The sequence below is a fragment of the Achromobacter sp. 77 genome (genome assembly GCF_020541125.1).
GTDB lineage: Bacteria > Pseudomonadota > Gammaproteobacteria > Burkholderiales > Burkholderiaceae_B > Achromobacter > Achromobacter mucicolens.
In genome coordinates, this window is sequence record NZ_CP059848.1 from 147503 (window position 1) to 165616 (window position 18114).

16 protein-coding genes and 2 tRNA genes are annotated in these 18114 nt (G+C 65.6%); 2 read left to right on the top strand and 16 right to left on the bottom strand.

What is annotated here, in order from left to right:
• Positions 1-25: 25 nt before the first annotated feature.
• The 7 genes from H4P35_RS00680 to H4P35_RS00710 form a co-directional block, all read right to left on the bottom strand.
• The gene (locus H4P35_RS00680; protein WP_226847696.1) at positions 26-1753 is read right to left on the bottom strand and encodes an ABC transporter ATP-binding protein; all 1728 of its coding nucleotides are present in this window, start codon (positions 1751-1753) and stop codon (positions 26-28) included.
• Between the two features lie 7 nt (positions 1754-1760).
• Positions 1761-2687, bottom strand: coding sequence for an ABC transporter permease (locus H4P35_RS00685; RefSeq protein ID WP_056327764.1), 927 nt, complete (start codon positions 2685-2687; stop codon positions 1761-1763).
• Positions 2688-2710: 23 nt separating this feature from the next.
• The gene (locus tag H4P35_RS00690; RefSeq protein ID WP_226847697.1) at positions 2711-3682 is read right to left on the bottom strand and encodes an ABC transporter permease; all 972 of its coding nucleotides are present in this window, start codon (positions 3680-3682) and stop codon (positions 2711-2713) included.
• A 119-nt stretch (positions 3683-3801) separates the two neighbouring features.
• Entirely contained in the window at positions 3802-5409 is a 1608-nt protein-coding gene (locus H4P35_RS00695; RefSeq protein WP_226847698.1) for an ABC transporter substrate-binding protein, read from the bottom strand.
• 262 nt (positions 5410-5671) lie between these two features.
• On the bottom strand, positions 5672-7057 hold the full coding sequence (locus tag H4P35_RS00700; protein ID WP_226847699.1) for a GTPase/DUF3482 domain-containing protein: 1386 nt from the start codon (positions 7055-7057) through the stop codon (positions 5672-5674).
• Positions 7050-8507, bottom strand: a complete 1458-nt coding sequence (locus H4P35_RS00705; RefSeq protein ID WP_226847700.1) for a DUF2868 domain-containing protein — start codon at positions 8505-8507, stop codon at positions 7050-7052. Before H4P35_RS00705 ends, H4P35_RS00700 begins: the two co-directional genes overlap by 8 nt.
• Before the next feature lie 108 nt (positions 8508-8615).
• Positions 8616-9506 (bottom strand): helix-turn-helix domain-containing protein, encoded by an 891-nt coding sequence (locus tag H4P35_RS00710; RefSeq protein ID WP_175156352.1) that lies wholly within the window; start codon positions 9504-9506, stop codon positions 8616-8618.
• 172 nt (positions 9507-9678) lie between these two features.
• Here H4P35_RS00710 and H4P35_RS00715 point away from each other — a divergent pair, with 172 nt between their 5' ends.
• On the top strand, positions 9679-10584 hold the full coding sequence (locus H4P35_RS00715) for a DMT family transporter (protein ID WP_226847701.1): 906 nt from the start codon (positions 9679-9681) through the stop codon (positions 10582-10584).
• A 13-nt stretch (positions 10585-10597) separates the two neighbouring features.
• Here H4P35_RS00715 and H4P35_RS00720 read toward each other — a convergent pair whose 3' ends face one another.
• The 4 genes from H4P35_RS00720 to H4P35_RS00735 form a co-directional block, all read right to left on the bottom strand.
• Positions 10598-11794: an aminotransferase class V-fold PLP-dependent enzyme gene (locus tag H4P35_RS00720; protein ID WP_226847702.1), complete on the bottom strand. Its 1197-nt coding sequence runs from the start codon at positions 11792-11794 to the stop codon at positions 10598-10600.
• A gap of 25 nt (positions 11795-11819) precedes the next feature.
• On the bottom strand, positions 11820-12293 hold the full coding sequence (locus tag H4P35_RS00725; RefSeq protein WP_226847703.1) for a RidA family protein: 474 nt from the start codon (positions 12291-12293) through the stop codon (positions 11820-11822).
• Positions 12294-12401: 108 nt separating this feature from the next.
• The gene (gene gcvA / locus H4P35_RS00730; protein ID WP_180099746.1) at positions 12402-13295 is read right to left on the bottom strand and encodes a transcriptional regulator GcvA; all 894 of its coding nucleotides are present in this window, start codon (positions 13293-13295) and stop codon (positions 12402-12404) included.
• Positions 13296-13464: 169 nt separating this feature from the next.
• Positions 13465-13540 (bottom strand) — tRNA-Asn (locus H4P35_RS00735).
• A 181-nt stretch (positions 13541-13721) separates the two neighbouring features.
• On the opposite strand from H4P35_RS00735, the gene H4P35_RS00740 reads away from it, so the two are divergent.
• A complete protein-coding gene (locus H4P35_RS00740; RefSeq protein WP_226847704.1) occupies positions 13722-15110 on the top strand; it encodes a GntP family permease in 1389 nt (462 codons plus the stop codon).
• 84 nt (positions 15111-15194) lie between these two features.
• Here the strand turns inward: H4P35_RS00740 and H4P35_RS00745 are convergent, their stop codons facing one another.
• The 5 genes from H4P35_RS00745 to H4P35_RS00765 form a co-directional block, all read right to left on the bottom strand.
• The gene (locus H4P35_RS00745; protein WP_152383133.1) at positions 15195-15605 is read right to left on the bottom strand and encodes a hypothetical protein; all 411 of its coding nucleotides are present in this window, start codon (positions 15603-15605) and stop codon (positions 15195-15197) included.
• Positions 15605-16681 (bottom strand): PAAR domain-containing protein, encoded by a 1077-nt coding sequence (locus tag H4P35_RS00750; RefSeq protein ID WP_226847705.1) that lies wholly within the window; start codon positions 16679-16681, stop codon positions 15605-15607. Before H4P35_RS00750 ends, H4P35_RS00745 begins: the two co-directional genes overlap by 1 nt.
• 171 nt (positions 16682-16852) lie before the next feature.
• Positions 16853-16928 (bottom strand) — tRNA-Thr (locus H4P35_RS00755).
• Positions 16929-16996: 68 nt separating this feature from the next.
• Positions 16997-17449 (bottom strand): ClpXP protease specificity-enhancing factor, encoded by a 453-nt coding sequence (locus H4P35_RS00760; RefSeq protein WP_226847706.1) that lies wholly within the window; start codon positions 17447-17449, stop codon positions 16997-16999.
• A 13-nt stretch (positions 17450-17462) separates the two neighbouring features.
• A complete protein-coding gene (locus tag H4P35_RS00765) occupies positions 17463-18074 on the bottom strand; it encodes a glutathione S-transferase N-terminal domain-containing protein (RefSeq protein WP_006388039.1) in 612 nt (203 codons plus the stop codon).
• Between the last annotated feature and the right edge of the window lie 40 nt (positions 18075-18114).

The following is an 18114-nucleotide window of genomic DNA, read 5'->3' on the forward strand; positions in this document are numbered from 1 at the left end:
CAGTAGGCTCCGGGGGCGCGCGGTGTCAGCTCACCACGTCCAGCCCCTCGCGGGACATGGACTGCAGGCGGGGCATCAGGCCGAGCAGGTGTTGGCTGTAGGGATGCTGCGGATGTTCGAACAGGGATTCGGTGTCGGCCACTTCCAGCAGTTCGCCGTGGCGCATCACGCCGACGCGGTCGCACATCTGCCGGATCACCGGCAGGTCGTGGCTGATGAACAGCATGGTCAGGCCCAGCTCTTCCTGCAGGTCCTTGAGCAGGTTCAGGATCTGCGCCTGGATGGACACGTCCAGCGCCGAGGTGGGTTCATCGCAGATCAAAAAGCGCGGCCGCGTGGCCAGCGCGCGCGCGATGCAGATGCGTTGGCGTTGCCCGCCCGAGAACTCGTGCGGAAAGCGTTCGGCGGCGCGGCTGCCCAACCCCACCACGTCCAGCAGATCGGCCACGATGCGGCGCGTTTCGGAGTCGCTGGCGGCCAGCTTGTGAAAGCGGATCGGCTCGGCCACGATGTCCAGCACGCGCATGCGCGGGTTCAGCGACGAGAACGGATCCTGGAAGATCATCTGGATCTGCCGCCGGAACGGGTTCAGTTCCTTCTCGCCCTTGAGCGCCGTGAGATCGGTGCCGCCAAACGTGACCGAACCTTCGCTGGGCGTGTAAAGCCCCGAGATCAACCGCGCCACCGTCGATTTGCCGGAGCCCGATTCGCCGACCAGGCCAAAGACCTCGCCTTCGCCGATGGACAGGTTCACGCGTTTGACCGCGTCCAGCGTGCGCTGGTTGCGCTTGAAGAAGGCGCTCTTGAGCACGAACCGCATCGACAGGTCGCGCGCCTGGACCAGCGGGCCTTCCGTGCGCTTGCCGAAGTCGCGGCGCTGGCCCAGCCAGTGCGTGGCCAGGTCCAGCGGCTGCGCGGGCGTCTTCACGTCCTCGATGTAGGTCACCAGCGGAAAGCGCCGGAGCTTGATGTCCGGACGCGGCACGGCCGAGATGAGGCTGCGGGTGTAGGGATGATCGGGGTCGCCCAGGATCTTGGCCGTGGGGCCTTGCTCGACCAGCTTGCCGTGATACAGCACAGCCACGCGGTCGGTCACGTCGGCGATCACGCCCATGTCGTGCGTGATGATGATCATGCCGACCTGCTCTTCGCGGCACAGCTTTCTGAGCAGGTCCAGGATCTGCGCCTGGATGGATACGTCCAGCGCGGTGGTGGGCTCGTCGGCAATGATGACTTCGGGTTCGCAGCACAACGCCAGCGCAATCACCACGCGCTGTCGCATGCCGCCCGAGAACTGATGGGGATATTGCTGCACGCGCAGTTCGGGCTGGTCGATGCCGACCTGCGCCAGAAGCTGCACGGCCCGCTTTTTTGCCGCGTCGTGCGTCAGATCCAGATGCACCAGCATCGTTTCCACCAGCTGGCTTTCGACGGTCTGCAGCGGGTCGAGCGAGGTCAGCGGATCCTGGAAGATCATGCCGATGCGCCGGCCTCGAACCTTGCGCTTCTGCGCGGGCGTGAGCGTATCGATGCGCTCGCCGTTCAGCAGCACCGCGCCGCCTGCCAGGCGGCCGGGCGCTTCGAGCAGGCCGATGACGGCGTTGCCGATCGTGGATTTTCCCGCGCCGGATTCGCCGACCACGCCCAGGATCTCGCCTTTCTCAAGCGCGAGCGATACGCCGTCCACCGCCACCAGCGTGCCGCGGCGGCTGGGGAATTCGATGCGGATGTCTTCGATGTTCAGAAGGGCCATGACGTCCTCAGCGCAGCTTGGGGTTGAGCGCGTCGCGCAGCCAGTCGCCCAGCAGGTTGACCGACAGCACCAGCGCCACCAGCGCGATGCCGGGGAAGATGGAGATCCACCACATGCCCGAGAAAAGATAGCTGTTGCCGATGCGGATCAGCGTGCCGAGCGACGGCGCGGTGGGCGGCACACCCACGCCCAGGAACGACAGCGTGGCCTCGGTGATGATGGCCACCGCCAGGTGGATGGTGGCGATGACCAGCACCGGCCCCATGACGTTGGGCAGGATGTGGCGGCGCAGGATGGTGATGGGGCCGATGCCGATCAGCTTGGCCGCCTGCACGTATTCCTTGTTGCGCTCGACGAGCGTGGAGCCGCGCACCGTGCGCGCGTATTGCACCCAGCCGGAAATGCCGATGGCGAAGATCAGCACATACAGCGCCAGCTGGTCGTGCATGTCGCGCGGCAGCAGCCCGCGCGCCACGCCGTCGATCAGCAGCGCCACCAGAATGGCCGGGAATGAAAGCTGCACGTCGGCGATGCGCATGATGAAGCTGTCCACACGTCCGCCCGCGTAGCCGCTGATGAGGCCGAGCGTCACGCCCAGCACCATCGAGAACAGCACCGAGGCAAAGCCGACCAGCAGCGACACGCGCGAGCCATACATCACGGCCGACAGGATGTCGCGGCCCTGATCGTCCGTGCCCAACAGGAAGTCGGGGCTGCCGCCCTCTTCCCAGGCCGGCGGGGTGTTGGCGTCCATGATGCTGAGCGACGCGAGATCGAAGGGGTTGTGCGGCGCCACGACCGGCGCGAACAACGCGCCCAGCACGATGACCAGCGTGACGATCGCGGCGACGATGGCGCCGGGCGAACGCTTGAAGCTGTGCCACAGGTCGCTGTCGGCGGCGCGCGTGAAGAAGGGGGCGATGCGAGCAATCATGCGATTTCCTTTTTTACCGCTATTTATTTGCTCTGCACGCGCAGACGCGGGTCCACGGCGAAGTAAAGCAGGTCGACGACCAGGTTGATGACCACGAACATGAAGGCGATCAGCACCAGATAAGCAGCCATGACGGGGATGTCCACCATGCTGATGGCCTGGATGAACAACAGCCCCATGCCGGGCCACTGGAACACCGTCTCGGTGATGATGGCGAAGGCAATGATGGAGCCGAGCTGAAGCCCCGTGATGGTGATGACGGGCACCATCGTGTTCTTGAGCGCGTGGCGGAAATTGATCAGCCGTTCCGGCAGTCCGCGCGCCCGTGCGAACTTGATGAAATCGGCGCGCAGCACTTCCAACATCTCGGCGCGCACCAGACGCATGATGAGGGTCATCTGAAAGAGCGCCAGCGTGATGGCGGGCATGATGAGCGCGAGCCATCCGGATTTGGTCAGAAAGCCCGTGGTCCACCATCCCAGGCTGACGACGTCGCCGCGCCCGAAGCTGGGCAGCCATCTCAGCTGCACGCCGAAGAACAGGATGAGCAGGATGCCGATAAGAAAGGTGGGCAGCGAAATGCCGGCCAGCGAAATCGCCATGAATGCCTTGGACAGCACGCCGTGCCGCGTGAGTGCGGTGTAGATGCCCATCGGAATGCCCAGCGCCAGCGCCATGACGGCGGACACGAACGACAGTTCCAGCGTGGCCGGCATGCGCTCTTCAAGCAGCTCGCTGACCGGGCGGCGGTGCCGGTACGACATGCCGAAATCGCCCTGCACCGCGTTGGCGACGAAGTGGGCGTACTGCACGATGAACGGATCGTCCAGGCCGAGCTGTTCGCGCAGCTGCGCGCGTTGTTCGGGCGTGGTGTCCTGGCCGACCATGCTGGCGACCGGGTCGCCCACGTAGCGGAACATGGAGAACGCAATCAGCGCCACCGTCAACATCACGAGCACCGACTGCACCAGCCGCTGCGCAATAAAGGAAAGCATGTCTGAAAGCCCTTTGGTTCGGACGGCGCCGGGCCGCGTTCCGCGCGCGAGGCGGGAGTGGGGGCTGGGCCGGGCGCGTCCGGGCGGCGCGCGCCGCCCGGGGTTGCATCACGCGGCGTTTACGGCAGCACGACGTTGCGCAGGTCGAGCACGTCGTCGGCGCGCTGGATGACGGTGACGTTTTCCTTCACGCCCCACGACATGGGCTGCTGGTGCAGCGGCAGGTAGCCGAAGTCGCTGCGCACGATGCCAAAGGCTTCCTTGATCATCGCGTTGCGCTTGGCCTGATCGGTTTCGACGCCGATCTTGTTGGTCAGCTCATCGACCTTCTTGTTGCAGTAGCCGCCCAGGTTGAACTGGCCCGCGGCCGTCTTGGCGTCGCGGCACGAGGTCAGGTTCAGGAGCGTGTTGTGCGCATCGGTGGAGCTGGGCGTCCAGCCCAGCATGTACATGCTGGTCTGGTTGCCGGCCTGCAGCAGGATCTTGCCGAAATACTTGGACTTGGTCTGCGCCAGCAGGTTGATCTTGATGCCCACGCGCGCCAGCATGCCGGCCACGGCCTGGCAGACCTTCTCGTCGTTGACGTAGCGGTCGTTCGGGCAGTCCATCGTCACAGTGAAGCCCTTGGGATAGCCGGCTTCGGCAAGCAGCTTCTTGGCGCGCTCGGGATCGGGCTTGTACGGCGCGCCGAACGATTCGTCGTAGCCGTTGATGGACGTGGCGATCAGGGTGCCCAGCGGCTTGGCCGCGTTGCGCATGATCTTCTCGTTGATGGCCTTGGTGTTCACGGCCAGCACGACGGCCTCGCGCACACGCGCGTCCTTGAACGGGTTCTTGCCCTTCACGTCGGAGAACAGCAGCTCGTCGCGGTCCTGGTCCATGCCGATAAAGATGGCGCGGGCTTCGGGCGCGGTCAGCGGCTTGACGCCCTTGGCGTCTTCCAGGCGCTTCCAGTCCTGCACGGGAACCGGCTGCACGACGTCCATCTCGCCCGAGATCAACGCGGCCACACGCGTGGCTTCCTGCGTGATGGGCTGGAAGACGACCTCGTCGATGTTGGTCTTGATGTCCTTGTTCCAGTAGCCGTCGTAGCGCTTGAGCACCGTCTTCACGTCGGGCTGGCGTTCGGTCAGCATGAAGGGACCGGTGCCGTTGGCGTGCAGGTTGGCGTAATTGCCCTGGTTGTCGCCCTTGACGTTGGTGGCCTCGGTGGTCTTGTTCTTTTCCGCCCAGTTCTTGCTCATGATGTACAAGAACACCCATTCGCGCGGCAGGATGGGGTTGGGCGTGGGCGTGGTGACTTCGATGGTGTAGTCGTCCACCTTCTTGATGTCGCTGGCCTTGGCGCCGTAGCCCTTCATGTCCGAGCCCGGCGTCAGGCTGCGCTTCCACGAGAAGATCACGTCGTCGGCGGTGAACGGCGAGCCGTCATGGAACTTGACGTCCTTGCGCAGCTTGAAGATCCATTTCGTGGGTTCGGGGTTTTCCCAGCTTTCGGCGAGCAGCGGCGTGAGCTTCAGGTTGCCGTCGTAGCCGGCCAGCGTTTCGTAGATGTTGCCCTGGAAGCCCAGCGTGAACGTCTCGTTCAGGGCCATGGGATCCATCGACGTGGCATCGCCTTGATACGACCAATGCAGCGTCTTGGCGGCCGCGCCGGCGCTGAAGGCCAGCGAGGCGGCCACGGCAGCGGCAAGCGCCGCCTGCTTGAAGTGGGGAAAAGTACGCATAGCCCTCATGCTCCGTGTGGTGCGCGGATTGCGCGACAGAAGTGACAGGGCCCCGGCCCCAAAGGGCATCCGGGGCATGGCGTTGCTGCTGGAGTCGATAGACCCAACCCCTTGTGATTGGCATGACGGGGACGGACCCGCGCCGATGCAGATCGAATCTTATCGACGCATTCGTTTAAGCGTCAATTGGTTTGGATTGGGGTAATCACGCGCTTGCCGGATGCCGTGAATGGTGCGTGCTGCGAGGCGCGCGGGCCGCCGGTCAATCGGCCGGGAGCGGCGTGGATGCTAGGGTTTTCGCCAATTCGAGCAGCATGCGCTTGCGCCGGTCGCTGTCTTCATGGTGTTTACCCAGGGCCGACCATTCCGGTCGGCTGCGCGCTTCTTTCAGCGCGTCCGGCAAGGGGCCCTTGCGCCAGGCCTCGTCGTCCGGAAGGTCCAGGCGCAACGGTTCACGCGCGGCGTGGCCGCGGCGCTCCAGCGCTTCGATCAATTGCCGTTGGCGCAGTGCCAGCAGCCGCAGCACGGCATCGTCGACACTGATCTCGCGATAGCCGCGCAGCTTGCCCGCCACGCGCTTGCCCAGCTTTTCGACGCCCTGCCACAGGCCGCCGGCCGCCGCGCCGATCAGCATGCCGGTGCCCAGGCTGAGACCCGCGCTCATGAGGTCGACGGCCGCGCCGGCCATGGCGCCCGCGGCGGCGCCCATGCCCACCTGCACGCCCATGTCCTTGAGCGCCTGCGGATGAAAAAGGTCCATGCCCCAACGCTCGCCCTGCAGGGGCAACGCGTCGTCGGCGTAATCCGAGGCGCGAAAGTTGTAGAGCGCGAGCAGCGCGTTGACGCAGGTCTGTTCGCGCTGGCGCACCTGGTCGCGCAACTGGCTTGAAGCGGCGGCCATCGCCGCGTCGTCGCTGGCGCTGGACACATGCAGCGCGGCCACGTCGATCAGCAGGTCCGCGACCAGCTCGTAGGCCGCGGCGTGGCGCTGGCGGCGCTGCGCGGCCAGGCTGTCCGACAGCCGGGCCAGCGCGCCGGCGTGACGGTCCAGCAGCACGCCAAGCTTGGCGTACAGCTGTTGCTCGCCATCGAGCGGCGGCGCGATCGTGTCGAATTCCACGACGGCGTGCAGACCCAGCCGCGCCATCGCGTCGCGCCACGCGTCGGCGCGGTGCGCCGGCGCATTGACGAAGTTCAGCACCGGCAATAGCGGGCGTCCGCAGGCAGCAAGGATGGCGAGTTCGTCGCGGTGCTTGCCCAGCACCGGATCGCGCGCGTCGATCACGTACAGCGCGGCGTCGCAATCCAGCATCTTGGTCAGCACGCGGGCCTCTTGTTCGAAGCGGCCATGCGCTTCGGGCGTGTCCAGGAAACGGCGGATGCGTGCGGGGCCGTCGAGCCGTTCGCCGGGGCGATCCAGCCGTTCCAGGTATTCCAGCAATGCGATGCTGTCTTCCATGCCGGGCGTGTCGAACCATTCCAGCACGGGCCGGCCATCCAGGCGCAGGCGGGCGCCTTCGACGTGGCGCGTGGTGCCCGGCCGGTCAGCCACTTCGCCGAAGGTGGTGTCGCGTGTCAGCGTGCGCAGCAGCGACGTCTTGCCGGTATTGGTGTGGCCAACGAGCGCGATCTTGATCAGTTCAGCCATGGCCGGTCTCCAGCCAGGTCAGCGGCGCAACGGGCGCCAGCAGGATGGCGTCGGCCGGCAGGCCCAGCGCCAGCAGACGGTCGCGCCAGAGCTCGGCGCGGGTTTCGGTGCCGGCCCCGGCGGGGACGTGGGCGCCGGCTTGCGGCAGGATGAGCCAGACCCGCGTCTGCGCCGCGTGCGCGGACAGGTCGGCGATCAGGGATAGCGTGCCGCGATCCGGCGTCTGGCGCGCATCGCACGCGATCAACAGGCGCGCGGCGGCCGATTGCGCCAGCGCGTCCAGCACGCGGTTGCGTTCCTCGCGCGTGTCCAGGTTGCCCGCCTGGCGGATGCCGTCCGGCAGGTCCGCGGGCGGCCAGGTCAGATCCGCGGGCAGTTCCAGCGCCAGCAGCACCGGCTGACCGCCCAGTCCGTCCAGCGCCGGCGCCCGCACGCGGGGTTCGTGCAGGGGATCGACGGGGCGGTCGATGCCGGTGGACAGCGCGGGCGGCTCAAGCCGGTCGCGCAGCGTGGAGAAACCGGCCAGCGCGGGGTCGATGTGCACGCGGCGCAAGGCGCGCAGCGTGGCCGCCACGCACAGCCCGCCGGCAATCAAGCGCGGCACGATGCCGTAGACCACGAGGACGCCGATCAGCCAGAGCGACCACTGCGCCTGCGCGCTGGCCGGCAGGACTTGCGTGCCGTCGCTGGCGCGTATGGTCGCGGCGTCGGGCATCGGAAAGCCCAGATGCGCCGGCAGCCAGCCAATGGCCTGCGTCAGCCACACGAACGACTCGGGCGCGAGCAGCGTGGTGGCCCAGACGAACCGGTAGCTGGCGGTGGACAGCACCACCAGCAGCGTCGCCAGCGCGGCGCACAGCGCCGTCAGCCACAACAGATGGCTGATGCTGCCGAACAGGCCGCGCAACGCGCCCGCGCGCGTCAGCAGGTTCAGGAAGGCCTGTGGAACCAGCGCGCCATCGGGGCCACGCGCGAGCTTGCGCGTGGCCCACAGCCAAAGGCGGCCCAGGCCGGTGACGGCGGCGGGCCGCAGCAGAAAGCTCGCCAGCCACAGCAAAAAGGTGAGCGCGTGCAGCCCCAGAAGCGCGCCCATCGCCCACAGCACGTTCACGGCCCGCGTGCCGTCGCCCAGCGCGCCCAGGGCGGCGGCCGCGCCGGAGAGTACGGCCAAGACGAACAGGACGGCCAGCATGGCCACGGCGCTGCGGCGCCAGCCATCGACAAGGGGAATCAGGTTTTCGCGGTGCGCCAGCAGCGCGGCGCGGGCAAGGATGCGCGCCGGCAGGCCGGCATCGAGCTGACGCACCTGACGCACCGCCTGCGCGTCCTCGAGCGGTCCCCAGTGCGCCTCACGCAATCGGATCAGCTCGGCCAGCCAGTGCGCGCGCAAGGGGCGCTGAACGGCGCTGTCGATGAGGGGGGAGGTATCGCGAGAGGTCGGGGACGGCATCGCGTCGGTGCAGGCGGGAGAAGGCCTGGAAAGGCCAAGTGAAGCCGCGAGGGCGATGCGCCATTGTAGACCGCGTGTTGCGGCCGGCGGCACCCCGGATCGGCGCGGTCAGTGGCTGGCGCGCGCGCTGCGGTACTGGCCCGGCGTGACGCCGATGGCATCGCGAAAGACACGGGCAAGGTGGCTGGCGCTGCCAAAGCCGCTGGCTTGCGCAATGGCTGCCAGGTCGCCTTTGCCGGCCGTCAGCAGGCTTCGGGCGCGGGCCAGGCGCCGGCCGCGCACCCAGGCATGCGGCGGCTCGCCGAACGAGGCATGGAACATGCGGGCAAAGTGATACGTGGACAGCGCGGCGACGCCTGCCAGTTCGTCCAGCGTCAGGGGATCGGCCAGATGCGCGTCCACATAGTCCATGACGCGGCGGCGCACGCCCGGCGCCAGGCCGCCGCGGACCGGTTGCGGGGTCTTGCGCGTGACACCCTGCGTCAGCAGGTGGTGCAGCACGGTCTCGGCGGCGCTGCTGGCGGCCAGCCGGTCGGCGGGCTGGTTCCAGTCCGTGCCCAGGAGTCGGCGGCAGACGTCGATCAGCGAGTCGTCCTGGATGTAGGTGCGGTCGCGCAGTTCCAGCGTTCGCGGTTCGCAGTCCAGCCGCATGACGGCTTCGCGGGCCAGCCGCTGCGGGGCGATGTACAGGTGCAGGAAATGCACGTTGTCGTTCATGCTCCAGCGGGAATGGTGCTCGGCGGGCAGCACGCAGAATTTGCCCGCGCCGCCATGCAGCGAGTCCTGGCCCACGCGAAACGACCGGTCTCCGCCCCGCAGGTACAGCGACAGCGTGTGATGGCCGGGCGTTTCGTAGCCCAGCGTTTCGCGGGCGGTGCGCGACCACTGCGAGATCGCCATGCCCTCGCCCAGCGACGCGGCGCGCTCAAGCGTCGCGGTCGAGCGCGACAGCGTGCGGAAAACAGAGAAATCGGCCGGAGCCGTAGCGGGGGTGCCCATGGAAAGGAATGCTACTCCCGTCCACCCGCGCTTGACGCGCCCGATTCGGACAAAAGCGCAAGAACCGGCAATCGCGGCGTGGCATCGGGGCGCACACTGGATGTCCGGCGATCAAACATGGCCGCCGATGTCCGTATCAGCACTTCGCGTGGCCTGCCGCGCCCGTCGCATCATGAATCTTTCGCTGTATCTGCTCACCGTCCTGATCTGGGGCTCCACCTGGATCGCCATCAAGCTGCAGCTTGGCGTGGTGGCCATCCCGGTGTCGATCTTTTACCGTTTCGCGCTGGCGGGCCTGCTGCTGTTCGTGGCGCTGCTTGTCCTGCGCAAACTGCAAAAGCTGGACCGGCGGGGCCATTGGCTGTGCGTGGGTCAGGGTCTGTGCCTGTTCTGCCTGAACTTCCTGTGCTTCTATTCGGCCACGCAGTGGATCCCCAGCGGCCTGGTGTCGGTGGTGTTCTCGGCCGCCACGCTGTGGAACGCGCTCAATGCGCGGCTCTGGTTCGGCACGCGCATGGCGCCGCGCATCATGGCGGCGGGCGCGCTGGGGTTTTGCGGCCTGGTGCTGCTTTTCTGGCCGGAGCTGGCCAGCCAGCAGGCCAGCCACGAGACGCTGCTGGGCCTGGGCTTTGCGCTGCTCGGCACCCTGTGCTTTTCCACGGGCAACATGCTGTCGTCCCTGCAGCAGCGCGCGGGCATCCGGCCGCTGACCGGCAACGCCTACAGCATGCTTTACGGGGCGGGCATTCTGCTGGCCGGCTGCCTGGCCGCGGGCGTGCCGTTCAGCTTCGATTCGTCGCCCGCTTATGTGGGCGCGTTGCTGTACCTGGCCGTGGTGGGTTCCGTGGTGGGCTTTACCGCGTATCTGACGCTGGTCGGCCGCATGGGGCCCGCACGGGCCGCCTATTGCACGGTGCTGTTTCCGGTCGTGGCGCTCAGCATATCGACGGTGGTCGAAGGCTACCGCTGGACACCTTATGCCATCGCCGGCCTGGCGCTGGTGATGCTGGGCAACCTGCTCGTCTTCACGAAATGGTCGCCGTTTTCCAAGCGCGCGGCGCTGGCCGGCCGCGCCTGAGCCCATTGCCGCGCTAGGCTGCCAGCTTGCGCAAGGCCTGCAGCAGGCGATCGATTTCGTCGCCGCTCGTCAGATAGCTCACGGACGCGCGGGCAATACGGTCCAGACCACGGGCCTGCATGTCCAGCGGCGTGTACGGCACGCCGTTGCTGCCGATGGTGATGCCCTGCGCGGCCAGCGCGCGCTGAACGTCGGCCGCGTCCTGTCCGGCCAGGTTGAAGGCGACCAGCCCTGATTGCTCGCGCCCCTGGTCCAGCACCGACACGCCGGGAATGGCCGCCAGTTCGGCGCGCAGCGTCTGGGCAGTGGCATCGATGGTGGCGCGGATCGTGTCCAGGCCCAGATCCAGCGCTTCGCGCAGGGCATTGGCCAGGCCGCAACGCAGCGCCAATGAATTCTCGGCGGATTCCAGGCGTGCGGCATCGGCGCGCAGCACGGGTTCCCCGTCCACGCCCAGCGGCGCGGAATGCGTGTCCACGAAGGCGGGCGTGAGCCGATCCAGGAATTCGCGCCGCACATACAGCAGCCCGGTGCCGCGCGGTCCGCGCAAGGCCTTGCGGCCTGCGCCGCTCAGCACGTCGCAACCAACTTGCCGCACGTCGATGGGAATCTGACCCACGGCCTGGGCGCCGTCCACGAAATAGGGAATATCGTGCTTGCGCGCCACGCGCCCGATCGCGGCGGCCGGATTGATGAGGCCGCCGTTGGCGGGCAGCCACGTCAGCGCAATGAGCCGCACCCTGTCGTCCAGCATGGCTTCCAGCGCCTGCGGGTCCACGCAGCCGCTGTCGTCCGAGGGGATGGTCTCCAGCGTGGCGCCCGCGCGCTGCGCGATCAGCCGCATGGCCGCCAGGTTGCCGCCCCATTCGTGACGGCCCACCAGGATGCGGTCGCCGGGCCGCCAGGCCGGCAGCGCCACAAAGGCGGCGCCCCAGCCCGGCGAGTTGCCGCCGGTCAACGCGATCTCCTCGACCTGCGCGTTCAACAGCTGTGCGGCCAGCGTGCGGGCCGCTTCGGTCAGGTCGCGCGCCGCCACGCCCGCTTCCATCGGACCCTGCGCCGCTTCACGCTTCAGATGCGCGTGAATGGCCTGGATCGTGGCCGTGGACGGCAAGGATGCGCCGGCGTGATTGAAATGCACCGAGCTTTGCGTGCCGGGCGCGTGGGCGCGAAGCGCCTGGATGGCGCTTGGGGTCAGAGGGGCGGTCATGGCGGTTCCTGTCGGGTGGGGCGTATCAGGCCGGGGTCAGCGCGATGACGGCCTCGACTTCTACGGACACGCCCTGCGGCAGGGCGGCCACGCCGACGGCGCTGCGCGCATGGCGTCCGGCGTCGCCGAACACGTCGACCATCAGGTCCGACGCGCCGTTGGCGATGACGCTTTGGCGATTGAAGTCCGGGGCGCTGGCGACGAACACGCCCAGCTTCACGACACGTGCCACGCGGTCCAGACGGTCGCCCGTGGCGGCGGCGATCTGCGCCAGGATGCCCAGGGCGCTGGCGCGCGCAGCCTGAACGCCGTCGGCGTCAGACACCTGGTGGCCCAATTGGCCCAGATACGCGGCCTTGCCATCCTTGCGGGAGATCTGGCCCGAGATGTAGAGCAGGTTGCCCTCCTGCACAAACGGCACATAGTTCGCGGCCGGGGCGGAGGCAGGATCCAGGGTCAGGCCACGCTCGGCAACGCGGGCGGAAATGCTGCGGGTCATATCGAATCACCTATGAAAAAAGGGAAAGCGCGTCTTGATGCTCCCCCGATGCTATCGGCCGCGGCGTGGCCTGACCAATCAATTCTTGCGAAGTAGGTATGAGTAAAACTAATGTGTGTGCGCCAGCCAGTCGTGCAGCGCCTGGACCGGCGCGCTCAGTGGCCCGCGCGGCGTGACGAACCACCAGCCGATGCGCGGGTCTTGCAGCACCGCGCCCGGCAGGGCTTGCACCAGCGCGCCGCTGGCCAGGTGAGAGGAGATCAGCCGCTCGCGGCCCATCGCCAGGCCCTGGCCGGCCAGCGCGGCTTCGACGACGATGTTGTAGTCGTGCAGACGCACCGTGCGGGCCGCGCCCAGATCGAATCCGAACGCGTGCGCCCAGGCGTCCCATTCGAACTGATGCCGCGCGTGAGAGACCAGCAGCGGATGACGCAGCAGATCGGCGGGCGTCTTCGGCCGCTTCCTGCCCGCGACCAGCGCGGGCGCGCATACGACAGACAGGCGTTCGGTCATCAGCAACGTGCTGCGCACGCCGGGCCAGCCGCCACGGCCATAACGGATCGCGGCGTCGACCTCTCCGCCCGCCACATCGGCCAGCGCGATGTCGGGTTGCAGTTGCAGATCGATGTGAGGATGCGTGGCGGCAAAGGCGGGCAGGCGCGTCGCCAGCCAGCGCGTGGCGAACGACGCCAGCAATCCGATTCGCAGGGTGTAGCGCGCCGGCTCGGGCGCGCGTAATGCGTCGGTGCCCTGGCGCAGCAGTTCAAATGCCGCATGCACGCTGCGGAAATAGGTCTGGCCCGCTTCGGTCAGCGCCACGGCGCGCGTGCGCCGTTCGAAGAGCGCGACGCCCAGTTCTTTTTCCAGGCGCTGGATGTGATGGCTGATGGCGCTTTGCGTGACAAACAGATCTTCCGCGGCTTGCGAGAAGCTTAGCCGCCGCGCCGCCGCTTCGAAGGCGCGCAGGGAAATCAGGGGCGGCAGGGATCGCGATGAACGCATCGGTGTGCAGGGCGGGAAGGTGCGGACCCGGGCCATGCTACGCGATGCGCACGGCTTGGCAACCTGGGCGTCGACAACCCGGGCCCGAACGGCAGCTTCGTGCGCCAATGCAAAAAGCCCGCAAACACGTTGCGGGCTTTTTTAAGGGTACTGCGGTACTGCAAATTCTTGGCTCCCCGAGCTGGGCTCGAACCAGCGACCTGCGGATTAACAGTCCGTCGCTCTACCGACTGAGCTATCGGGGAACAGGTAGAGGGGGCGAATTATGCACAAAAAATCGGAAGAATGCAAAGCGAGGCGGAAAATTGCGGTTTTGGCCGGTGAAGCCGGCCCTGTTTTTCAAGCTTGCCGTCATCCCGATCCCGTATCATGGCCGCCAGAAGAAGGAAGGCTCGCAACCTCTCTCGTCTTTTCTGGGTTCACGTCATGTCTTCGTTCGACATTCAATTGCTGCTCACCGCCCTGGTGAGCGTTCTGGTCCTGGTCGCGCTGATCGTCTCGCGTCTGCGCATGCACCCGCTGCTGGCGCTCCTGATCGTATCCATCGGCGTCGGCTTTGCAACGGGCATGGCCCCGGGCGCCATCGTCAAGAGCCTGACCGATGGCGCCGGCAAGACGCTGGGCGCCGTGGGCGTGGTGATCGCGCTGGGCGCCATGCTGGGCAAGATCCTCGCGGATTCAGGCACCACCGAACGCCTGGCCAACGCCATCCTGCGCCGCACCTCTGCCCGCCTGATTCCGTGGGCGATGACGCTGGTGGCGTTCGTCATCGGCATCCCCATGTTCTTCGAAGTGGGCCTGGTGGTGATGCTGCCGCTGATCTTCAGCGTGGCGCGCAAGCTGGAAAGCCAGGCGCGCTTCAAGGGCTCGGCCTATGTCTACGTGGGCGTGCCGGTGATTTCCGCGCTGGCAGCCATGCACGGCATGGTGCCCCCGCATCCCGGCCCGCTGACCGCCATCGCCACGCTCAAGACCACGGTGGGCCCCACGATGATCTACGGTTTCATCGCGGCGCTGCCGGCCATGATCTTCGGCGGGCCGCTCTATGGCGCGTTCATCGCCCCGCGCATGACGACGCGGCCGGACGAGGCCCTGCTCGAGCAGTTCACGGCGTCTACCGACAGCCCTGGCGGCAATAACGCGCCTAGCGTCGGACTGGGCGTGCTGGCGGCGCTGCTGCCCGCCCTGCTGATGCTGGTTCACGCCGTGGCCGAAATGCTGCTGCCCAAGGACTCGAGCGTGACGCACGTTGCCGCGTTCCTCGGCAACCCCGTCGTCGCGATGCTGCTGGGCGTGCTGTTTGCAGCCGTGACGCTGGTCTTCCTGCGCGGCGGCGACGCGGAAAAGCTGCGTGGCGCGCTGGGCCAGAGCTTGAAGCCCATCGCCGGCATCATGCTCATCATCGCCGGCGGCGGCGCCTTCCAGCAGGTCCTGACGAACGCCAAGGTCGGCGACGCCATCGTCCACCTGACCCACCAGTTCGCTTTCCCGCCGCTGATCCTGGGCTGGCTGATCGCCATGCTGCTATCGGTCTCCACCGGCTCGGCCACGGTCGGCATCGTTGGCGCCGCGGGTTTGCTGGCGCCACTGGCTGGCGCGGACCCCACCCTGAATTTGCCGCTGCTAGCCCTGTCCATCGGCTGCGGTTCGCTGTTCTTCAACTACGCGAATCACGCCGGATTCTGGATGGTGAAGGAATCGTTCGGCATGACCATGGGCGAAGCCACGAAGACGATTTCCGTTGTGCAGTCGATCGTGTCGGTGGTGGGGTTGGTGATGGTGCTGCTGTTTAATATGTTGCCGGCGCTGGGGTGATGCGGGTGGGGGCGGATGCGCGTCAGGCGCGAGCCGCCTTTTCACGACGAACGCCGGGGGTCATGGATGAACCCCGGGCGCGACTCAGCGCTTGGACGCGGGCTCGCAGGGTGGACTCGGCTCAGTAAAGCGATCAAGGAATCCGTGGCGCGTCACTATCCGTTCAATTTTTGCGCCAGGTCCGATGCAGACGTCGATTCGCCTGAATGGGTTGGTGATTTCGAGCGAGTCAGTGCTTTGGCTGGGAAATGTCAGCAGCAGCCACATGTCGGGCTTTGGAAACATGGCCGTGTATTGGGCCGACGTCTCGCCCGGGCTCATGCCAAATTTCGCTGTGTTGTCGTTGTCGTTAAAAAAAACGCCAATTCGGTCAGTCGCCCGCTCGGAGTAGTGCAACACCACGATCGGCGAGAACGTACCCCACAACGCTATGCAACTCCAAAGCACCGCAAGAATTCCGACGATACTTCCGAAGAATTTTAGTAAGAAGCGCATTACGTCCCTTTGCGATCGCAGTTGTGGATCTCTTTGGCGTGATGCTCAACATTCCCCCAAGGTAACGGTACGGCCTCAATGAATTGCAGGAGAGTTGCTGTCGTCAGTTCGTGGGGTTTGGCCCGATCATAAAGATTGCAGCCCAACTTGATCGAAATATGATCTGGCACATCGTCAGCGCTGGCTGGCCAGGGCCCGTTTTCCGGATGGTTTTGCATGGTTGGCCATCGGGTTTCCTTCAGGGCATTGTAGGTGTCCAAAAGCGCCTGTGCGATGCCTGCCGAATTGATGAGTTCGGCACTATCAAAGCCGAGCGCAACGCCCACATATCCATAATGGATGTTGGACCAGATGTCATAGTAATAGTCAAAAGAGCCGTACTTCTGCCAACCTTTATTGAGGCGGGGGCCGAGCATTCGCCGCAAAATGGACTTGTGGTCCCAGGGGCGACTTGGGCCGATGATGTCGGCAAAAAGCATGTACGCGGAAAGCTGCTGTTCTACCTTCCTCTCGATGTAGGTTTTACGCGCTGACAGCCTGAGATACCAAGGTGCATTTTCCAGTTCTTTGTAATACGCCCTGATGTCGTAGTGGTTGGCGTCATGGATCTGTCGACCGCGAATGGAAAATGGATTGGTCTTCATCTCACGGACGATGTACTCGGCCAGCTGTATTGCCGTGTCAGGGTGATCACAGCCGGTACGTTGGTGTTCGTTGGAGAGCCTCTGCCCCGAAAAAGTCTGATCTGTCAGCGAGCTTTCCGTGGATGCGCTACGGTCGACCGATGCACTAACGATGCCACCTGGATCTAGGTACACAACCGCAATAGCTTGACTCGCGATCAGCGAAGCGCCGCATGACGTTTTCATGCCGTCGACTGCAACGAAGCTATCGTCGATAGCGAAAGTGGCGACACCTTCGGCGATGGGAAAAACGCCCTCGCAGCGAGGGCAAGTCACCATGTGCCCCATTCCCGCAGCGGCACGGCCAAGAACGTCATAGGAGGAGAACCCCTCCGTCACCGTACCTCCATGCGTGGTCTTGTCGCCTACACGAACAATCGGGCGGCCATTCATGATTAATCCTCGGGATTCGCAGAGCCTTAGAACAACACTGCGTCGAACGGCGGACAATCAGAAGAATTTGGAAAACGCATCGAAGGCGGGCCGCCGGCCAATGGGGCGGCGATCCAATGCAAAAAAAAGGCCGATCCACAAGGAATCGGCCTTTTTGCTGGGGTATTTCTCTGGTGCCGGTGAAAGGAATCGAACCCTCGACCTTCTCATTACAAGTGAGCTGCTCTACCAACTGAGCTACACCGGCGAAGCGTGCCGGGGCACGCGCAGGGACTGCATTGTAATGAAAAAAATGCAGCCCCTCTCGTGGGGTCGTTATTTGACGATGGTCAGGCGCGGGCGCTTGGGTTCGTCGTCGTCGCCGTCGTCGTCGCCAGGGGCGGGATTGGCGTCAGAGCCTTCCGGGGCGGCAGGGGCCGGCGAGGCGCTCTGGGCGCCGGCTTCGGGCGGCTCGTAGGGCTGGACCTCGAAGCCCATGCCGGCGCCGGTTTCGCGCGCATAGATGGCGCTGACGGCGCCCACGGGAACGTAGACGTTTTCGGTCACGCCGCTGAAGCGGGCCTGAAATTCAATGAATTCGTTGCCCAGCACCAGACGGTTGGTGGCCAGCGTGCCCACGTTCAGCGTGATCTGGCCGTCGCGCACGTGGGCGACGGGCACCATGGTGTGCTCGTCGACCTGCACGGTGATGTACGGCGTGTAGCCGTTATCGGTGCACCATTCGTGCAGTGCGCGGATCAGATACGGTTTGGTCGAAGTTTCACCCATTACACAACCAGCCTTAGCGACGCATCACTTTTTCCGAAGGCGTCAGCGCTTCGATGTAGGCCGGGCGCGAGAAGATGCGTTCGGCGTACTTTTGCAGCGGAGCCGCATTCTTGGGCAGTTCGATGCCGTAGTGGTCCAGGCGCCAGAGCAGCGGTGCGACGGCCACGTCGAGCATGGAGAATTCCTCGCCCAGCATGTACTTGTTCTTGAGCAGCATCGGGGCCAACTGGGCCAGACGGTCGCGGATGTTCTGGCGAGCGTTGGCGAGCTTCTTTTCGTCGGGCTTGGCGCTGCGGTCTTCCAGCGTCGAGACGTGAACGAAGAGTTCCTTCTCGAAGTTGTAGAGGAACAGCCGCGTGCGGGCGCGCATGACCGGGTCGGCGGGCATGAGCTGCGGGTGCGGGAAGCGCTCGTCGATGTACTCGTTGATGATGTTCGACTCGTACAGAACCAGGTCGCGTTCGACCAGAATGGGCACTTGACCGTACGGGTTCATCACCGAGATGTCTTCGGGCTTGTTGTACAGGTCGATGTCGCGGATCTCGAAATCCATACCCTTTTCGAACAACACGAAGCGGCAGCGTTGCGAAAACGGACACGTGGTTCCGGAATAGAGCACCATCATGGCGGTAAGTCCTTTATTGAAAAACGAAAGGCCAGCGCCT